The 16,074-nt window shown below is 60.1% G+C and carries 15 protein-coding genes; 7 read left to right on the plus strand and 8 right to left on the minus strand.

What is annotated here, in order from left to right:
• The first annotated feature begins 46 nt into the window (after positions 1-46).
• The 3 genes from ACVW0C_RS08430 (at position 47) to carA (ending at position 3,024) form a co-directional block, all read left to right on the plus strand.
• Complete coding sequence (locus tag ACVW0C_RS08430) at positions 47-1,174, plus strand: PulJ/GspJ family protein (protein WP_457384902.1); 1,128 nt, start codon at positions 47-49, stop codon at positions 1,172-1,174.
• 5 nt (positions 1,175-1,179) lie between these two features.
• Complete coding sequence (locus ACVW0C_RS08435) at positions 1,180-1,740, plus strand: GspH/FimT family pseudopilin (protein WP_457384903.1); 561 nt, start codon at positions 1,180-1,182, stop codon at positions 1,738-1,740.
• A 96-nt stretch (positions 1,741-1,836) separates the two neighbouring features.
• Entirely contained in the window at positions 1,837-3,024 is a 1,188-nt protein-coding gene (gene carA, locus ACVW0C_RS08440; protein WP_457384904.1) for a glutamine-hydrolyzing carbamoyl-phosphate synthase small subunit, read from the plus strand.
• Between the two features lie 2 nt (positions 3,025-3,026).
• Here carA and ACVW0C_RS08445 read toward each other — a convergent pair whose 3' ends face one another.
• The 5 genes from ACVW0C_RS08445 to ACVW0C_RS08465 form a co-directional block, all read right to left on the minus strand.
• Entirely contained in the window at positions 3,027-4,559 is a 1,533-nt protein-coding gene (locus tag ACVW0C_RS08445; RefSeq protein WP_457384905.1) for a UDP-N-acetylmuramoyl-L-alanyl-D-glutamate--2,6-diaminopimelate ligase, read from the minus strand.
• Positions 4,560-4,619: 60 nt separating this feature from the next.
• Complete coding sequence (locus ACVW0C_RS08450; RefSeq protein WP_457384906.1) at positions 4,620-6,383, minus strand: ABC transporter ATP-binding protein; 1,764 nt, start codon at positions 6,381-6,383, stop codon at positions 4,620-4,622.
• A 59-nt stretch (positions 6,384-6,442) separates the two neighbouring features.
• A complete protein-coding gene (locus ACVW0C_RS08455) occupies positions 6,443-7,621 on the minus strand; it encodes a 1-deoxy-D-xylulose-5-phosphate reductoisomerase (protein WP_414329119.1) in 1,179 nt (392 codons plus the stop codon).
• A 388-nt stretch (positions 7,622-8,009) separates the two neighbouring features.
• Positions 8,010-9,272: an RNA-guided endonuclease InsQ/TnpB family protein gene (locus tag ACVW0C_RS08460; RefSeq protein ID WP_457384907.1), complete on the minus strand. Its 1,263-nt coding sequence runs from the start codon at positions 9,270-9,272 to the stop codon at positions 8,010-8,012.
• Positions 9,273-9,350: 78 nt separating this feature from the next.
• Entirely contained in the window at positions 9,351-9,650 is a 300-nt protein-coding gene (locus ACVW0C_RS08465) for a nucleotide-binding protein (protein ID WP_457384908.1), read from the minus strand.
• A gap of 201 nt (positions 9,651-9,851) precedes the next feature.
• On the opposite strand from ACVW0C_RS08465, the gene ACVW0C_RS08470 reads away from it, so the two are divergent.
• Together ACVW0C_RS08470 and rpsU are read left to right on the plus strand one after the other, a co-directional pair.
• Positions 9,852-11,138, plus strand: coding sequence for a trypsin-like serine protease (locus tag ACVW0C_RS08470; RefSeq protein WP_457384909.1), 1,287 nt, complete (start codon positions 9,852-9,854; stop codon positions 11,136-11,138).
• Between the two features lie 354 nt (positions 11,139-11,492).
• Positions 11,493-11,678, plus strand: coding sequence for a 30S ribosomal protein S21 (gene rpsU, locus ACVW0C_RS08475; protein WP_011432857.1), 186 nt, complete (start codon positions 11,493-11,495; stop codon positions 11,676-11,678).
• A 280-nt stretch (positions 11,679-11,958) separates the two neighbouring features.
• Here the strand turns inward: rpsU and ACVW0C_RS08480 are convergent, their stop codons facing one another.
• A complete protein-coding gene (locus ACVW0C_RS08480) occupies positions 11,959-13,308 on the minus strand; it encodes a TonB family protein (protein WP_457384910.1) in 1,350 nt (449 codons plus the stop codon).
• Between the two features lie 264 nt (positions 13,309-13,572).
• Here ACVW0C_RS08480 and ACVW0C_RS08485 point away from each other — a divergent pair, with 264 nt between their 5' ends.
• Together ACVW0C_RS08485 and ACVW0C_RS08490 are read left to right on the plus strand one after the other, a co-directional pair.
• Positions 13,573-14,388: a Rieske 2Fe-2S domain-containing protein gene (locus tag ACVW0C_RS08485; protein ID WP_457384911.1), complete on the plus strand. Its 816-nt coding sequence runs from the start codon at positions 13,573-13,575 to the stop codon at positions 14,386-14,388.
• 281 nt (positions 14,389-14,669) lie between these two features.
• Positions 14,670-14,957, plus strand: a complete 288-nt coding sequence (locus ACVW0C_RS08490) for a hypothetical protein (RefSeq protein WP_457384912.1) — start codon at positions 14,670-14,672, stop codon at positions 14,955-14,957.
• A 57-nt stretch (positions 14,958-15,014) separates the two neighbouring features.
• On the opposite strand, the gene rplL is transcribed toward ACVW0C_RS08490, so the two are convergent.
• Positions 15,015-15,425: a 50S ribosomal protein L7/L12 gene (rplL, locus tag ACVW0C_RS08495; protein ID WP_414329114.1), complete on the minus strand. Its 411-nt coding sequence runs from the start codon at positions 15,423-15,425 to the stop codon at positions 15,015-15,017.
• 63 nt (positions 15,426-15,488) lie between these two features.
• On the minus strand, positions 15,489-16,052 hold the full coding sequence (gene rplJ / locus ACVW0C_RS08500) for a 50S ribosomal protein L10 (protein WP_414329113.1): 564 nt from the start codon (positions 16,050-16,052) through the stop codon (positions 15,489-15,491).
• Positions 16,053-16,074: the final 22 nt, after the last annotated feature.

Consider the following 16,074-nt stretch of genomic DNA (forward strand, 5'->3'; position numbering starts at 1 on the left):
CTGAGTTCCTTCCCGCAAACCTGTTGAAAGATGGGGGTGTTGCCCTATGGTTTTCAAGAGTTTTCGCCGCCGAGCCAGCAGAGGGTTTACCCTCATTGAGTTGTTGGTCTCGCTGCTGATTGCCTCCATCTTTCTCCTGGCCACAGGGATGATCGTCGTCGAGACGATGCGGCTGGATCGGGAGGAGACAGGGCGCACCCAGGTGCAGGCGGAGCTGACCCAAGCCATGGAATATATCCAGCAGGATCTGGCGGAGGCTCTCTACATTTACAACGACACCGAACAACCCAATGGAGACGGGATCCCGGATGTTATCCAGCGGCTTTACACCCCCGGCTGGATCCGCCAACCCGCGGGCGCTATCCCGGTTGTCGCCTTTTGGAAGCTGGAGCCGATCCCGCAGGGATGCTACGCGGGCAACCCCACCTTGCAACAGATTCGCGAAGGCCGTGCTAGATTGCCCAACCAACCACCTGATGGGTTCCCGCGCGACCAGAACGGCAGAAATGCGGATTGGGAAACGCTGCTCAGCCGCCGCGGCATCTACACCTTGGTGGTGTATTACCTGCGCCGCAACTACAACAACGCCGGCAACTTGGCGGATGGTTCGACAACCCCTTGGGAAGGCAACGCGCGGATCGAGCGTTTTGAGCTGAGACCTTTTGCAAGGCAGGGGAACAACGACTGCGCCGGGCGCAGCCCGTTCTTTGTCGAAGATCCCGATCCTTTCCGAGATGGTTTTCTCGCTTGGCCTTCCGAGCAGGCCCGAGCACGCCAGATCCCGATTGCCGGCAGGACAGATGGCCCCCGCCTGACAACTCTGGTCTCCAACATCTTCAGCAGCCGGGAGGGAAGTCCGCAGGTTGCGCCCCTCTGCCCGCAGGGCTATGCCTTTGGCGGCGGCAGACCCAACGGCGTCACCTTCTCGGGGTTGGGAAATAACCAAAACGACGTGGGCTTCTACGTTTGCGTGCGGCAAAGCCCCGGTGCTGACCGACCGCAGGATGTGATCATCAACATCACCGCCACGGCCATGGAGCGGGCCAACCCTGGCCTTTTCCGTCGCTACATCCGAAATGCCACCAGCGTCGATATCTCAGAGGTGTCGCGCTACTTGCTGCCAATGCAAACACGGGTTCTTGCCCGCGGTGTTATCAACCGTCAGCTCTCCTAGGGGGAATGTCCACCATGTTGGCCTTGGAGAAAAAAACAATTGGCCGAGCTCAGCCGCTTCGATCCCTGGGCTTTACGCTGGTAGAAGTCCTGGCGGTGGTGGTTATTATCGGCATTCTGGCCGTGCTGGCCGTCCCCTCCGGGATCAACATCTGGGCGCGCATCCAACTGGAGGACGCGCAAAACAAGGTGGAGCGAGCCCTGCGCACCGCCCGCACCAACGCCAGAGCCTCTCTCCAGGGCCGCGCTTGGGTGGTCGGGATCGATAACTCAGATCCCAATGTCCCCACGCTGGTGATCCAGGACGAGGAGGGCCTTTGCGATGAGCCCACCCCTTGCCAGTGGGTGCGCCTGAATAATTTTGTTACTGTCAGCAATACCTTCAACGGCGGAAGGGCCGTTTTCGACTCGGAGGGGCGGGCGCGTCAGTTGGGGCGCTTTGTAGTCAGCAGCACCTACTCCCAAGGCGAGAACCGCTGCGTGGTGGTGAGCACGTTGATCGGCACCCTGCGCAAGGACAACAACCCCGAGTGTGGCAACGTGGCCAACGAGCCGGAGGAGGTCTAGTTGGGGTAGGATAGGCAGGCTGCCGATCCCGGTCCATTGCCCTCACCCCCAGCCCCTCTCCCTTTGGGAGAGGGGGGTTGTCTAGGTTCACAGGTTATGGTCTCCTCAACTCTTGAAGCTCCGGAAAAAGTCTTCCCCTGGCACGCTCGGCAGCCGGCTCTGTTGGTGCTGGCCGATGGCACCGCCTTCCCCGGCTGGTCGTTTGGGGCGCCAGGCACGGCGGTGGGCGAGGTGGTGTTCAACACGGGCATGACCGGCTACCAGGAGGTGATTACCGATCCAAGCTATCGGGGGCAGTTGATCACGTTCACCTGTCCGGAGCTGGGAAACACCGGAGTCAATGAGCTGGACGAAGAATCGGCTCGGCCCCAAGTCGCGGGGGTGATTGCCCGCAATGTATCGCGCTTGGCCAGCTCCTGGCGGGCTACTTCCACCCTTCCCCACTATCTGCAACAGCATGGGATCCCGGCCATTGCTGGGGTAGATACGCGGGCTTTGGCGCGGCGGCTGCGCTCCCAGGGGGTGATGAACGGTGCCCTTTCCACGGAGATTCTGGATCCCCAGGTTTTGTTGGAGCGGGTGCGCCAGGCTCCTTCCATGCAGGGGTTGAGCTTGGTGGCGGAAGTTACTACTCCCCAACCCTACGAGTGGCTGGAACCTACCCCCGCCGACTGGGACTATGGGCGCAGCCAAGGGATCCCAGTGCCGGAGCCGCCCCTGCGGGTGGTGGCCTTGGATTTCGGCGTTAAGCGCAACATTCTGCGCCGCCTCACCCGCTACGGCTGTCGCGTCATGGTGTTGCCGGCCAATGCCAGCCCGGAGCAGATTTTGAGTTACAACCCCGATGGGATCTTCCTCTCCAATGGGCCAGGGGATCCCGCCGCTGAGACGACTGCCATCCGCACCACCCAAGCTCTGCTGCAAACCGGGAAGCCCCTATTTGGGATCTGCCTGGGCCATCAGATCCTCAGCTTGGCCCTAGGGGGATCCACCTACAAGCTCAAGTTTGGCCACCGCGGCCTCAACCACCCTTGCGGGTTGGAGAAGCAAGTGGAGATCACCAGCCAGAACCACGGATTTGCGGTGGATGCCGCTTCGATCCCTGCCGATGAGGTCACGATCAGCTACCTCAACTTGAATGACCACACCGTAGCCGGGATCCGCCACCGTCACCTGCCCCTGTTTTCTGTGCAGTATCACCCGGAGGCCAGCCCCGGCCCCCACGACGCCGATCACCTCTTCCGCGAGTTCGTGGAGCTGATGCTGCAGCACCGCTCCCGTTAGCCTCACCCCCGGCTTTTTTCCCTCAGGGCCAGGGCGGCGCGGGCTTCTTCTCGGTCGTCGAAGTGAATCTTCTCGGTGCCCAGGATCTGGTAGTCCTCATGGCCTTTGCCGGCAATGACCACCGTATCCCCTGGCTGGGCTGCGAGGATGGCCAGGCGAATGGCCTGCCGCCGATCCACCTCCACCGCCCTGGGGGATCCAGGGATCCCGGCCAAAATATCCCGTAGGATCTGCTGGGGATCTTCGGTGCGGGGGTTGTCGGAGGTAACGATCACCTGATCGGCCCAGGTGGCGGCAATGCGGCCCATCTGCGGTCGTTTGCCCCGATCCCGATCCCCGCCACAGCCAAAGACGCAGATAAGTTGCCCTTGCACCTGGGATCGCAGGGCCTTGAGCAGGTTTTCCAGGCCGTCGGGGGTGTGGGCGTAGTCCACAACTACCGCGATATCCTGCCCCGGCAGGGTCACCCGCTCCATCCGCCCCGGTACGCCCGGAAAGTGGGGCAGGGCCGACTGGATGATCTCGACAGGGATCCCCAAGTGCAGGGCTACCCCCACCGCCGCCAGCAGGTTGGCCAGGTTGAAGGATCCCACCAGGGGGGCTGCCACGGCAAAGGCGCCAGAGGGGGTGTGGAGCGTCGCCTGTAAGCCGCTGGGGTGCAATTGAACGTTGCTGGGCCAGAGGCCGGGGATCCCTTCCAGAGGCTGCAGCGAGTAGGCCCAGGGCTGCAGATCGGGCCGAATGGCTTGCAAGAGCCGCCGTCCCCCAGCATCGTCGGCGTTGATCACCGCCCGCCCTTGGAGATACTCCTGTCGGAAGAGGGTGGCTTTGGCCTGCCAGTAGTTCTCCAGCGTCTGGTGAAAGTCCAGGTGATCCTGGGTAAGGTTGGTCCAGACGGCAGCGGCAAAGGAACATCCCCACACCCGATCTTGAGCGAGAGCATGGGAGCTCACCTCCATCACCGCCACCTCCGCCCCGGCTCTCTGGGCTTCCCTGAGGCTGCGCTGCAGTTCAGGCGGAAAAAGGGTGGTGTGGGGAGCAACTTCGCTGTGGCCCGGCCAGCGGTTGTACAGAGTGCCCAGCAAAGCGGTGGAGCGACCGGCAGCCTGCACCAAATGTTCAATGAGATGGGTGGTGGTGGTTTTGCCATTGGTGCCCGTCACCCCCACCAAGGTCAGTTGGCGGGCGGGAAACCCATAGAAAGCTGCCGCCACCTGGGCCACGGCCCTGTTCAGGCTGGCGCGAGGCAAAACCAGGACGGGCTGACTTCCCCATCCAGCCTCTCCGCTGACGCTCTCCCACGCCTCTTGGGAAATGAGGGCCGCCACTGCCCCTGCCGCCAGGGCTTGGGCCACGAAGCTACCTCCATCCACGCGGGATCCCGGCATCCCCAAGAAGAGATCCCCCGGCTGTACCTGGCGAGAGTCGGCACAGAGGCCCCAGACCTGCACCCCCTCCAGGGATCCCTGGGCCAATTGAGGCTGGATCCCGGCTTGGCTGAGCAATTTGGACAAAGTGATCCCAGCAGTTTCCATCGTTGCCACTCCCCACAGCTTTGCCGGTTAGGGTAGCGGCCAGGGATTGCCGCCGTCAAATTAGGCCAGGGCTTCCTCCAGCTTTTGCTTGGCCCACAGAGAAGCGTAGAGGCCCTTCTCGTCCGCCAGCAATTCGGCATGGGATCCCTTCTGCACGAGGCGGCCCTGGTCCATCACCCAAATCTGATCGGCTTCCACCGCAGCCGTAAGGCGATGGGTGATGAAGATCACCGTTTTCTGGGCCGTGACCCGACGCAGATGGCGAAGAATGGCCTGAGCCGTCTGGTTATCCACACTGGAGAGAGAGTCATCCAGGATCAAGATGGGAGCATCCACCAGTAAAGCCCGAGCCAAGGCCACCCGCTGTCGCTGGCCACCGGAGAGGGTGATGCCCCGCTCTCCCACCAGAGTGTCGTAGCCGTTGGGGAAGTTGAGGATCTCGGCGTGGATGTGGGCGGCTTTGGCAGCCCATTCCACCTCCCAATCTTCGGCATCCGGCTTGCCGTAGCGAATGTTATCCCGGACCGTGGCGCTGAACAGGAAGCTCTCCTGGGGCACATAGGCAATGGCCCGCCGCAGGGATCCCAGTTGAATCTGGGTGATATCCTGCCCATCCAAAAACAGTTGCCCCGGCTGGATCTCCAGCAGCCGAGGAAGGGCATTGGCCAGAGTGGACTTGCCCGCCCCAATCGGCCCCACCACCGCCACCATCTGGCCCGGTTCTATGCAAAAGTGCAAATCCTCTAGAGCCGGAGCTGCCGCAGGGCCGGCGAAGGCAACCGCGAGACCTCTGGCCTCGATGCGGCCTTGCACCTTTTCCAGAGGCAACGGCAAAGCGCCTGGGGCGTCTCGGATGGTGGGTTCTACCCCCAACAGAGCATCGATCCGCTCCAAGCTGACCTGCCCCCGCTGGTAGGCCGTGATGGTGAAGCCCAGCAGGGCGGTGGGAAATACCAACCGTTCCACGTAGAGGGTGAGGGCCGAAAAATCCCCGATGGTCAGCGTCCCTGCCGCAATCTGCGGCCCCCCCACCGCCAGCAGTAGCAACAAACTGAGGCTGACCAGCGCCACCAAAGAAGGGAAAAGCAAGTTGCGGGTGAGGGCCAAGCGCAAATTGGCCTGCAGCAGCCGCTGGTTCTGGCGGCGAAACTCCCGCTGCTCGTGCTGTTCCTGGCTGTACACCTTGATCAGGGCAATGCCGTTCAGGTCCTCTTGAATGAGATCGCTCAGATCCGCCAACTCCTGCTGCACCTGGAGCTGCTCCTGCTGCAGGCGGTTGCTGCTCAACTTCACCAGCACCAACATCACCGGAAACACCGACAGCGCCAAGGTGCTCAGACGGGGCTCGATGCCAAACATGGCGGGCAAGGTGGTGGCATAGGCAAAGATCGTGTTGGCCAAATTGAGTAGGGCGAACCCCAACAGGCGGCGGATGTTTTCCACATCGCTGGTGATGCAGGTGAGAATGTCCCCGATGGTCTGCTGGGCAAAGTAGGAAGGCTGCAGGGTGAGCAAATGCTCGAAGATGGCTTGCTTGAGGTGAAACTCCACCTGCCGTCCCACCCCAAACATCCACACCCGCGAGGCAATGCGAATGCCCATCATCAGGCTGGAGACGACCAGCACCGTCAAGGCGTAAAGGGCAATGCGCCGGGCCGACAAAGTGGCCAGGTTCTGGCTGAGGTCATCGATGACCAGCTTGACGTACCAGGGCAGGAACACCCCCAGGCCATTGACCAGGAGCAGGGATCCAATGCCCAACCCCACCTGTCGTCGATAGGGGCGCAGATAATGGGCCAATTGTCGGAGATGGGATCCGGTCACTCACTTGCTCCCTGCATCCTCTTCCACTCTAGCGTTCAGCCGGATCCCCCCGGTAGGGATCAGACCAGAACCTGAGCCGGGGCTTGCTGGGCCAGTTGCGCCGTTTCCCGCCGTGCCCAGGCATCTGCCTGCAAAATGTCCTCCAGGCTCGGATCGGCAATGACTTGATGCCGCTCACAAACCCGCTCCAAGAGACGGGGAATATCCAAAAAACGGATGCGCTCCTGCAAGAACAGGGCCACCGCCGCTTCGTTGGCCGCATTCAACACTGCCGGCAGCGTTCCCCCCCTCCGTCCAGCGGCATAGGCCAACTCCATGCAGGGGTACTTGCGGTGATCCGGAGCCTTAAAGGTGAGGGATCCCAGCTTGACCAAATCGAGGGGATCCCAGGGGGTGGCCAGGCGTTCCGGCCAACTGAGGCCGTAGAGGATGGGCAGGTGCATGTCCGGCCAGCCCAACTGGGCCAGAACCGAGGTATCGGCCAGCTCGATCAGGGAGTGGACAATGCTCTGCGGGTGGATGAGGATGTCGATGTGGTCGTAGTCCAGGCCGAAGAGCCAGTGGGCCTCGATCACCTCCAGGCCCTTGTTCATCAGGGTGGCCGAGTCGATGGTGATTTTGCGCCCCATCACCCAATTGGGATGCTTGAGGGCATCGGCCAGGGTGACCTGATCCAATTTTTCGGCAGGCCAATCCCGAAAGGCGCCACCCGAGGCAGTCAACAGGATTCTTCGCAGGGATCCCGCGGGCACCCCCTGTAAACACTGGAAAATGGCCGAATGCTCAGAGTCGACGGGGATCAGGTTCACCCCGTACTGCCGCACCAAGGGCAGCACCACCGGCCCCCCTGCCACCAGGGTTTCTTTGTTGGCCAGGGCAATATCCTTGCCGGCACGGATGGCCGCCAGGGTTGGCAACAAACCGGCGCAGCCGACGATCCCCGTCACCACCCGCTGGGCCGCCGGGTGAGCCGCCACCTGACACAGCCCCTCCGTTCCGGCCACCAACTCCGGCAGCGGTCGGATCCCCGTCAGCAGCGACCGCAGCTCCGGCAGCAGTTCTTCCCGGCCAATGGCAACCATCTGGGGCCGAAACCGCCGCACCTGCTCGGCCAAGAGGGCAACGTTGCTGTAGCTGGTCAGGCCAACAACCTGAAAACGCTCTGGATACTGGGCCACCAAGTCCAGAGTTTGGGTGCCAATCGAGCCGGTGGAGCCGAGCAAGGTGATGGCTTGCATAAAGGATCCCTTTACCCCTGAAAGAGCGTGACGTCCTCCCAACGCAGACTTCCCCTCGCGCAACTTGCCCAAGGACTCCGTCCCGCTATTGCGAACGGCCCCACCTCGCGTTCGGGGATCCCTGCCTCACGCCCCTTCATCTTATTCCTATCTGGCTCTCAACTGGAATCTGTGGGCTCCCTCCGATCCCCGACAGCGGGATCCTATGCGGCTGTGGGGTCCGCGATGCCCCCCTTCCCCAGATTTTGGTTTCAAACCTTTCCCGACTGAGAACGCAGCCACTGGCTGAGCAGCGCCTCGATCAGCTCCGAAAGATCTTGATCCGATTCCAACAGGATGCGCTTCACGGCTCGGTGAGTCTCTTTGGGGATTTGACATACTCCCCTGCCTAAAGGCAGGGGATTCTGGTTCCTGGTTCTGCGACAGCACTTACCGTATTGGGTTGCCCCTCCACGACAGCGGTGCTCATCTCCCCAGGCGTTCCCCCTTTCGGGGCGGTTCCCTTTTGCCCAAAGGTACCGTTGTTCCACTCCTCACCCAACAACTCCAGCCCCTTGCGCAGGATGTTGATGGCCGCGTTCTCATCCCGGTCAATCACCACCCCACACTGCGGGCAGCGGTGGGTACGAGTGGACAGCGCCTTCTTCACCCGGTGGCCACACTGAGAACAGTCCTGACTGGTATACTGGGGCGGCACGGCCACCACCACCTTGTTGAAGACCTTCCCGTAGTAGTCGAGCCACCCGGTGAATAAGCTCCAGCTCGCATCGTGAATCGACTTGGCCAAGTGGTGATTCCGCACCAAGTTGCGCACCTGCAAGTCCTCATACGCCACGACGTCGTGAGACGCCACCACGCACCGGGCCAACTTGACGACCCAGTCTCTACGCTGGCGCTGGACCTTCAGGTGTACCTTGCCCAGTCGCTTCCTCTGCTTGTGGTAGTTCTTGGATTGAGGTTTGGCCCCCTTCTTAAACTTTCTGCTCAGTCTCCTCTGGTGTTGCTTCAACCTCCTTTCAGCACGACGCAAGAATTTGGGGCACTCTACCTTGTTTCCGTGGCTGTCGGTGTAGAAGTGCATCAAGCCCACATCCAGCCCTACCGCCTGGCCGGTGTACTCCACCCGTTCACGACGCTCCACGTCCAGGCAGAACTGGGCGTAGTAACCATCGGCCCTGCGTATGACCCTCACCCGGTTGATTTTCAGGGTGAGGATGTCCCGCCGTGCCTCGCCGTTGCAGTACAGGGCAAAGGTGCCCGCCTGGAAGCCGTCCGTGAAGGTGATGGACATGCCGTCAGGAGACAGCTTCCAGCCGGACAGCTTGTACTCCACCGAACGACAGTGTTTCTGGAACTTGGGATAGCCCTTCCGGGCTGCCTTCTCCTTGCAGCGGCGGTAGAAGTTGGAGATGGCAGACCAGGCTCGCTCCGCACTGGCTTGCCGGGCTTGAGAGTTCAGCTTCTGGGCGAACGGGAACTCTCTGGCCAAGTCCTTGCAGAGGGAGTACAACGTGGCCCTGTTCACCCCCTGATGATCCATCCAGTGGCGCAGGCACTTGTTGCGCACGAACTGGGCAGTCCGAATGGCCTCATCCAGGGCTTGGTACTGCTGGGCTGTGCCGTTGAGGAGTTTGGCTTCGAGGACGCGCATGGGCCCACTCTAGCGCAGGTTAGCAAGATAAAAGCCGCCCTTCTCGCGTCAGCGGGCCGTAGGCCTTAGGGCGGGGCTTTAGACCCAGTTTTTTGGTAACTGTTCCGGGGTGGGACGGGCAGGGGTGTCAATCACCGTGTGCTGAAAGCCTATGGGCGTGGGAGTGGTGGGATCCCCGGCCAATACCTTGATAGGAAAGGATGATCCCCGTTCTGCCCAGCGAGAGGCCGAGCGATTGGGATCGGCATCGATCAACAGGGCCATCCCCGACCCACCCAAAGGGGCTGCCCCTTGTTTTTGCTGAAGGTAGAGGGCCAGGTGTACCGCCGTGGTGGTTTTGCCCACGCCCCCTTTGAACCCCAAGACCGCGATATTCATCTGCCACACACCCTCCCACCCTGGTTTTACTGCCCAGTTGCGCAGGCGGCAAGAGGCTAAAGTGCGCATCGCCACGTTGGGTCTTGGGGCAAATCGGAAGAGCCGGGCGCGGGGGGAAGCGTTCCCGGTTCCGCAATCCTTAGGCTTCGCCGGTAGGATATCCTTGGCTGGCATAACCGGCTGGCTTTGGAGAATCTGACCATGCCTCATCTCTCGCGATCCCATTCCTCCTTGGGCTTGGCTCGCTCTTGGTCTATTCCGCTGGGGTTGTGTCTGGCCCTGAGCATAAGCGCCTGTGGCGGCGGGGGTTCCAGTCGCCCGCTTCCCCCAGTCTCAGCTCCTCCCACAGGACGAATTGAGGGATCCCATTTCGACGATCTCAACGGCAATGGGCTGCGGGATCCGGGGGAGCCGGGGCTGCCGGGCATTACCACGTTTTTGGACTTAAACGGCAATGGCCGCCTCGACCCGGGGGAGCCCAGCACCGTCAGCGATGCCAGCGGTAACTTTCGCTTCTCCAACTTGCCCCCTGGCACCTACCGCGTCACCGCCCTTTTGCCCCCAGGGCGAATCTTCACCACGCCGCGCTCAGGCTTGGGGCTGGAGCGGATTGTGGGCGGCAGACCTGCTCCCGAAGGGGCCTTTCCCTGGATGGTGGCCTTGCTGAACGCGGCTGAGCCGGATCCTTTTCAAGCGCAGTTTTGCGGCGGATCCCTGATCGCGCCGGAGTGGGTAGTTACCGCTGCCCATTGTTTTTTCGACGAACAAGGCAAGCAGGTAGTGAGTGCCCAAAATCTGGATCTGCTGTTGGGTACCAACCGCCTACAAATCGGCGCCGGTCAACGCATTCGCGCCGCGCAAATTGTCCTCAACCCCGGCTACAATCCCCAGGTGGGGAAACTCGGGGGGAACGACATTGCCCTGGTGCGCCTTTCTCGGCCAGTAGCTTTGGCCACCCTGCCGCTGGTGCAGCCCAACCAAACCAACCTGACAGCCCCCGGCACTGCCGCCACCATCCTCGGCTGGGGAGCCACCTTCCCCCGCGCCCTGGATCAAGAACCCAGCGGCTTTCCCCGAGATTTGCAGCAGGCCACCGTTCCCATCGTCTCCAATGCGGTGTGCAACGCGCCCCAATCCTACAATGGCACCATTTTGGATACTATGCTCTGCGCCGGCTTTCCCCAGGGAGGAGTCGATACGTGTCAGGCTGATAGCGGTGGGCCTTTGATTGTGTCCAGTGGCACGGGTTTTGCCCTGGCCGGAATCACCAGTTTTGGCATCGGCTGCGCCCAGCCCAATTTCTATGGGGTGTATACGCGGGTGTCTAGCTTCGCCGGTTTTGTGCAATCGGTAATCGGCAGTGCCCCCAGCCCAACTCCAGCACCACCCTCCCCTCCACCCCCCACCGGGACAACTGCTTCATTCGTTGTCAATTTGAGGGAAGGTGAGGTGGTTGCGGGGCTCAACTTTGGCAGCCGGGCGCAGTGAACACGAACTGTGGCAGCAAGCAGTGGTGTGGCGATCGTTTAGCTAGGCCGCCGTTCGCGCTAGCGGGACGGAGTCCTTGAAGCCCCGCCCTCTGTCCGTAGGACGAGGGTCGGAATGAAAGGCGGACATCCCCTGTTCTATAATCAACCTGGCTGTGCAAAACGGCATTGCCGGAATCTGGTACAGCTACGCGGTGGGGCATCCCGTGTCTGCTCGTGGAGGGTTCTTGCACTAGCTCCCCAATGAAGCGAGAAGCCCGCTCCGTACCGCCAGCAGTCGGAGTCGGGAGTATGTCACGATAGGGATCCCTGTTGTAACCAAACCCATTTGATTGACGGAGGAGATGTCTTTCCTATGACCCAAGTGACGATTGGCGAAAACGAAGGGATCGAATCGGCGCTGCGCCGCTTCAAGCGCCAGGTTTCTAAGGCGGGGATTTTGCGGGATTTGCGCAACCATCGGCACTTTGAAACCAACCTAGAAAAGCGCAAGCGCAAAGCGGTGGCCGTCCGGCGGAACCGCCGCAAATCTATGGCCTAGGCCATTGCCGACACTCGGAAATCTGAACCCCTCTGAACAGGGCTTGTGGCCTTGCCTGAGGTTCTGACGTTAGTTTCTCGGAATCTGGGTTGGGCCAGCCTGCAGGGAAGCCCCGCACTCTCTGCAACAGCAGGAGGGTCGGAATGAAAGGCGGATATATTCTGTGCTATAGTAATGATGCGGACACCAGAAACGGTTGTTTAAGGCACTGGTAACGGTCGATTGGGGGTGCTGTAAACCATCCCAGAGGTCCGTGGTTAGTTTACTAACTGCAGGGCTACTAAAAGCCCTCTCTGTACTGCGAAGCAGTCAGGGTCGGGTAGTTTACTTCTTCGCCAACATAGCTCTCGGGCAAAGGAGCAAAGGGGGCTGAGCGCTGGATGGCACTGAGCACGGCTGCATCCAATAGGGGATCTTCTGAGGGGGTTTGCAGGCGCAATTCCCGCAGGGATCCCTGTCGATCCAGACGCACCTGCACCACTGTTACGTAGGAGCCGGATGCTCGCCGTAACATCCAGTGTTGGCGAACCCTTTCTTGAAATTGAGCCAAGTAGTCTCCCCAATCTGGATCGGCGACGGCATTGAGGCTGGGTGGGCCTGCCCGCGAGGACTCTATCCCACTGGTGCGACCAAGGCTGGAGCTGTGGGATCCGGTAGGAAAAGTTGGGGGCAAGGTGGGAGAAGGCCCTTCCAACGGGGCTGCGATTGGCTCTGGAGAGGGCAAAGTTGGATGCGGATCCGCTGGAGCCGACAGGTAGGGTTGTGGCAAAACCTCAGGAGAACTTGCTGCTCTTTCGGGTTGAGGCTTGAGGGATTGAGCAGGAGAGATCTGAGCCGATTTGGTCCCCACTGCTGCTGCCGAGGAGGTAGCCAGTAGGCTTTGCAGATGCTGACGATAGTCCTGCAGTTGCTGGCGCTGTGGAGAGGACAGAGGCCAGCGATCCAGCCATTCTTCCGTCAGATGTAGCGCCTCCGCCCAATTGTGATCGGCAACTGCCTGCTCCAGAGCTGCTAAACCCGCTGACAGATTTTCTAACCTGGCCTCTGGCTGCTGCTGAGGAGAGGCAGAGTTCCGGGCGGGCTGGGGCACCTCAAGCTCCCTTGTCGGCGGAGAAAGGATCTCAGGGACAGGACTCCCTGCGGCTGAGGCAACCAAAGGCTGTGCCGTTGCAGAAGTGACCTCTACCCATTCACCTGGATTGGCCACTTGCGACTGCCGCACTGATACGTGATCCCGAGGTTCAGAGACACCGGACTCACGGGCGGAGACGGGCGCAATCCACTGCGGCTCCAGGGGCGGCTCATCCGCCATCTCCACCCACTGAAAGGAGATTATCTCCTCCTCCGGGATCCTAGGCTGCCAACCCACCCAGCTCATCGCAATGAAATGCAACGCGATGAAATGCAACCCTGCCGAGAGCACATTGGCCAGCCCCAGACGCCAAGGTAAGGAGCGGCGTTCCTGCTCTCGTTTTTGTTGAGAACGGCTGAGGCGAGGATCTGGATCCGTCAGTTGGTTTGGCCGGCTCTCAGCAGCCGGTTCTGGTTCGAGAGAGCTGAGCTCTGCGGCAGGTTGGGCCGGGATCCCTGTGTTACGGAGATCTCGGTTGGGGTTCAATTCGTTTTGCACCTTTCCACCTCTCCCCACAGCCACATGCCAACAGAAGCCCACTGACACTTTTCTACTTCCCTCAATCAATAGCCCATCTCTGGATAGAGGGGGAGTTGTCGATGTCCAAACGCGACCGCTGTGGCAGGGCAAAGCTGTGTTGGCTTATACGGACTTCTGCCATTTCAACGCCTATCTTTTTCACGGGGGGCGGTGCTTTGAGCCACCTAGGCTCACGAAAAGCCAGCTCATGATTCTCCGAACTAGAGCTTGTGGAGCGGGTTTATGCTTGTTACCCAGCAACCTGTCCTGAGGCGGTTTTGGTACCCTGTGATCCCAGTATCAGCTCTGGAAGCCGGCCCACAAGCTTTCACGCTGCTGAAGACTCCTCTGGTGCTTTGGCTCAATGAGTCAGGGCAGCCTTGCGCCGTCTTGGATCGTTGCTGCCATCGCTCGGCCCAACTTTCCAAAGGGGTTGTTTGCAATGGCCACATCCGCTGCCCCTATCACGGCTGGGAATTTGACGGCTCTGGCACCTGTGTGAAGGTACCCCAACTTACAGACAACTTCATCCCCCCTACCTACAAGGTGGAGGGGTTTCGCTGCCAAGAGCGCTATGGCTATGTTTGGGTGGCATTGGCGGATCCCTTGACCGATATTCCCGAGATCTCAGAGGTGGCGGATCCCCGGTTTCGCCAAATTCATCAGTTCTATGAGGTCTGGAAATGCGCCGGCCTGCGCCTGATGGAAAACTCCTTTGACAATGCCCATCCCCACTTCGTCCATCACCAGAGCTTTGGGGTGATCTCCGAGCCTGTACCCCCAGATCTGGACAGCCTTGAAGAACTGGAATATGGCCTTCGGGCCACCTCTGTTTTGCCGGTGTTCAACAGCGACCTGCAGAAGCAAAACTTGCGGATGTCGGAGGATCGCACCGTGCGTATCCTGGAGGGCACCTGGTTTATGCCTTTTGGTCGCAAGCTCAAAATCACCTACCCCAACGGCCTCATCCACATCATTTTCACAGCGGCTACCCCATCGACGACCAAACCTCGCAGGTGGTGCAATTCTGTTTGCGCAACGATTCAGAAGCAGAGGTGAGTGCTGAGAGCATGACTCTAGTCAATAATAAGCTCAACTATACTGAGAATAATGTATAATATGTTCAGTACGGATTACTACCAGTTGATCTTTCTGTTTACTTTCGAGTCTGCCAACATGGTAGCCAAAGCAAAGCAGAAAATTGGTAGTAAGACGACACGGAAACTGCGCTTTGGGTATTCTACTCAAAGCTTTGCGGGATACCGCCATTCTGTTTGGACTCCGTCCCGCTAACGCGAATGGAAACAAACAGAATGCTATCGCTGCATAGTTGAACAGTGATGTTCAGCAGTGTTCAGCGTAAATGTATCAGTATCATCGCCTTCGATCGGCAGGTGACCCTTGAGGATCAACGGGTTCTGGAAAGCACCGACTATGACGTTCCCCTCGATATCAAGGCGGAGCAGCACATGTTCACGGATAAACCCGGCATCATCATGCGTCGCAAGCTGGCTGCCCTCTTGAAAGCCCACGGAGAGGTGGAAGTGCGGCGGAGCAGGGATCCCGAACCCACGCCAATGGTCGGGCAGACCCAAAAGAGGGGCCGGAGCAGCCCCCCTTGGGTTTGAGAGTCTTGATTAGATTCCTCGTCAGAGCAGGGAGAGGCGCTTTCCCCGTAACTGGAACTACTTGATCTTGACGGTGGCGCCGGCTTCTTCCAGCTTTTTCTTGATGTCGTTGGCTTCCTCTTTGGCAACCCCTTCTTTGACGGGTTTGGGAGCCGCCTCGACGAGATCTTTGGCATCCTTCAGACCCAAGCCGGTCAACTCGCGCACCACCTTGAGGATGGCGATCTTCTTGTCGGCTGGCACAGCCTCGAGGATGACATCAAAGGCAGTTTGCTCTTCCACCGGCTCAGGGGCTGCCGCCGGAGCTGCCGCCGCTGCTGCCACGGGAGCTGCCATGACCATGCCGCCGGCTGGGGCTGCTGCACTGACGCCAAAGGTTTCTTCGATGGCTTTCACCAGCTCGGAAGCTTCCAGCAAGCTCAAGGCTTTCAACTCTTCCAAAATCTTTGCAACGCGCTCTGAAGACATGATGGTTTCTCCTTGGGGGTAACAGAATCGATACACAGGTTTGGGCTGATGAACTGAAGCCCTTTATGCGGCCTCCTTGTCGGCAATGGCCCGGATGGCCCGCCCCAGAGAGGCTGGGATCTCGTGGATACCGCGCGCCACTTGCGTGGGCACAGCATTGAGCCCGACCGCCAGGCCGGTGGCCACCGACTTGAGGCTGCCCGCCACTTGGGCCATGAGCACTTCCTTGGGCGGTAGCTCGGCGATGGCCTTGGCCTGCTCCAAGGTCAGGGATAGCCCTTCAATGCCAGCACCGCGGAACTCGGTTTTCTTGGTTTGCTTGGCAAAATCTTGATACGCCTTCAGGGCGGCTGAAATATCGCCCCGAATCAAGATAAAGGCCGTCGGCCCCGCCAAGAAGGGAGCGATCCCTGCCCAAGCTTTTTGGTCGGCAATGGCTCGCCGCATCAGGGTATTCTTAACAACCATGCAAACCGAATCCGACTTGCGCAGCTCTGCCCGCAGTTGGTCCATCTCCGCAACGGTCAGCCCCTTGTAGTCGATCACCAGCACCATTTGGCTGGCCTGCAGCAGGGATCGGACTTTATCGACGATCTCCGCTTTCTTCGCTAAAGGTTGCTTGCCCATGCGCTCACCTCCTTTGTTGTCA

The sequence above is a fragment of the Thermostichus sp. OS-CIW-26 genome (assembly GCF_054058395.1).

What these genes read in the sequence shown, in the direction of transcription:
- ACVW0C_RS08485 (WP_457384911.1), top strand. Translation starts at nt 13,573, where the DNA reads ATGCTTGTTACCCAGCAACCTGTCCTGAGGCGGTTTTGGTACCCTGTG.
- ACVW0C_RS08465 (WP_457384908.1), bottom strand. Translation starts at nt 9,650, where the DNA reads ATGAATATCGCGGTCTTGGGGTTCAAAGGGGGCGTGGGCAAAACCACC.
- rplL (WP_414329114.1), bottom strand. Translation starts at nt 15,425, where the DNA reads ATGTCTTCAGAGCGCGTTGCAAAGATTTTGGAAGAGTTGAAAGCCTTG.
- ACVW0C_RS08455 (WP_414329119.1), bottom strand. Translation starts at nt 7,621, where the DNA reads ATGCAAGCCATCACCTTGCTCGGCTCCACCGGCTCGATTGGCACCCAA.
- rpsU (WP_011432857.1), top strand. Translation starts at nt 11,493, where the DNA reads ATGACCCAAGTGACGATTGGCGAAAACGAAGGGATCGAATCGGCGCTG.
- ACVW0C_RS08430 (WP_457384902.1), top strand. Translation starts at nt 47, where the DNA reads ATGGTTTTCAAGAGTTTTCGCCGCCGAGCCAGCAGAGGGTTTACCCTC.
- ACVW0C_RS08435 (WP_457384903.1), top strand. Translation starts at nt 1,180, where the DNA reads ATGTCCACCATGTTGGCCTTGGAGAAAAAAACAATTGGCCGAGCTCAG.
- rplJ (WP_414329113.1), bottom strand. Translation starts at nt 16,052, where the DNA reads ATGGGCAAGCAACCTTTAGCGAAGAAAGCGGAGATCGTCGATAAAGTC.
- ACVW0C_RS08470 (WP_457384909.1), top strand. Translation starts at nt 9,852, where the DNA reads ATGCCTCATCTCTCGCGATCCCATTCCTCCTTGGGCTTGGCTCGCTCT.
- ACVW0C_RS08460 (WP_457384907.1), bottom strand. Translation starts at nt 9,272, where the DNA reads ATGCGCGTCCTCGAAGCCAAACTCCTCAACGGCACAGCCCAGCAGTAC.
- ACVW0C_RS08445 (WP_457384905.1), bottom strand. Translation starts at nt 4,559, where the DNA reads ATGGAAACTGCTGGGATCACTTTGTCCAAATTGCTCAGCCAAGCCGGG.
- ACVW0C_RS08490 (WP_457384912.1), top strand. Translation starts at nt 14,670, where the DNA reads ATGTTCAGCAGTGTTCAGCGTAAATGTATCAGTATCATCGCCTTCGAT.
- carA (WP_457384904.1), top strand. Translation starts at nt 1,837, where the DNA reads ATGGTCTCCTCAACTCTTGAAGCTCCGGAAAAAGTCTTCCCCTGGCAC.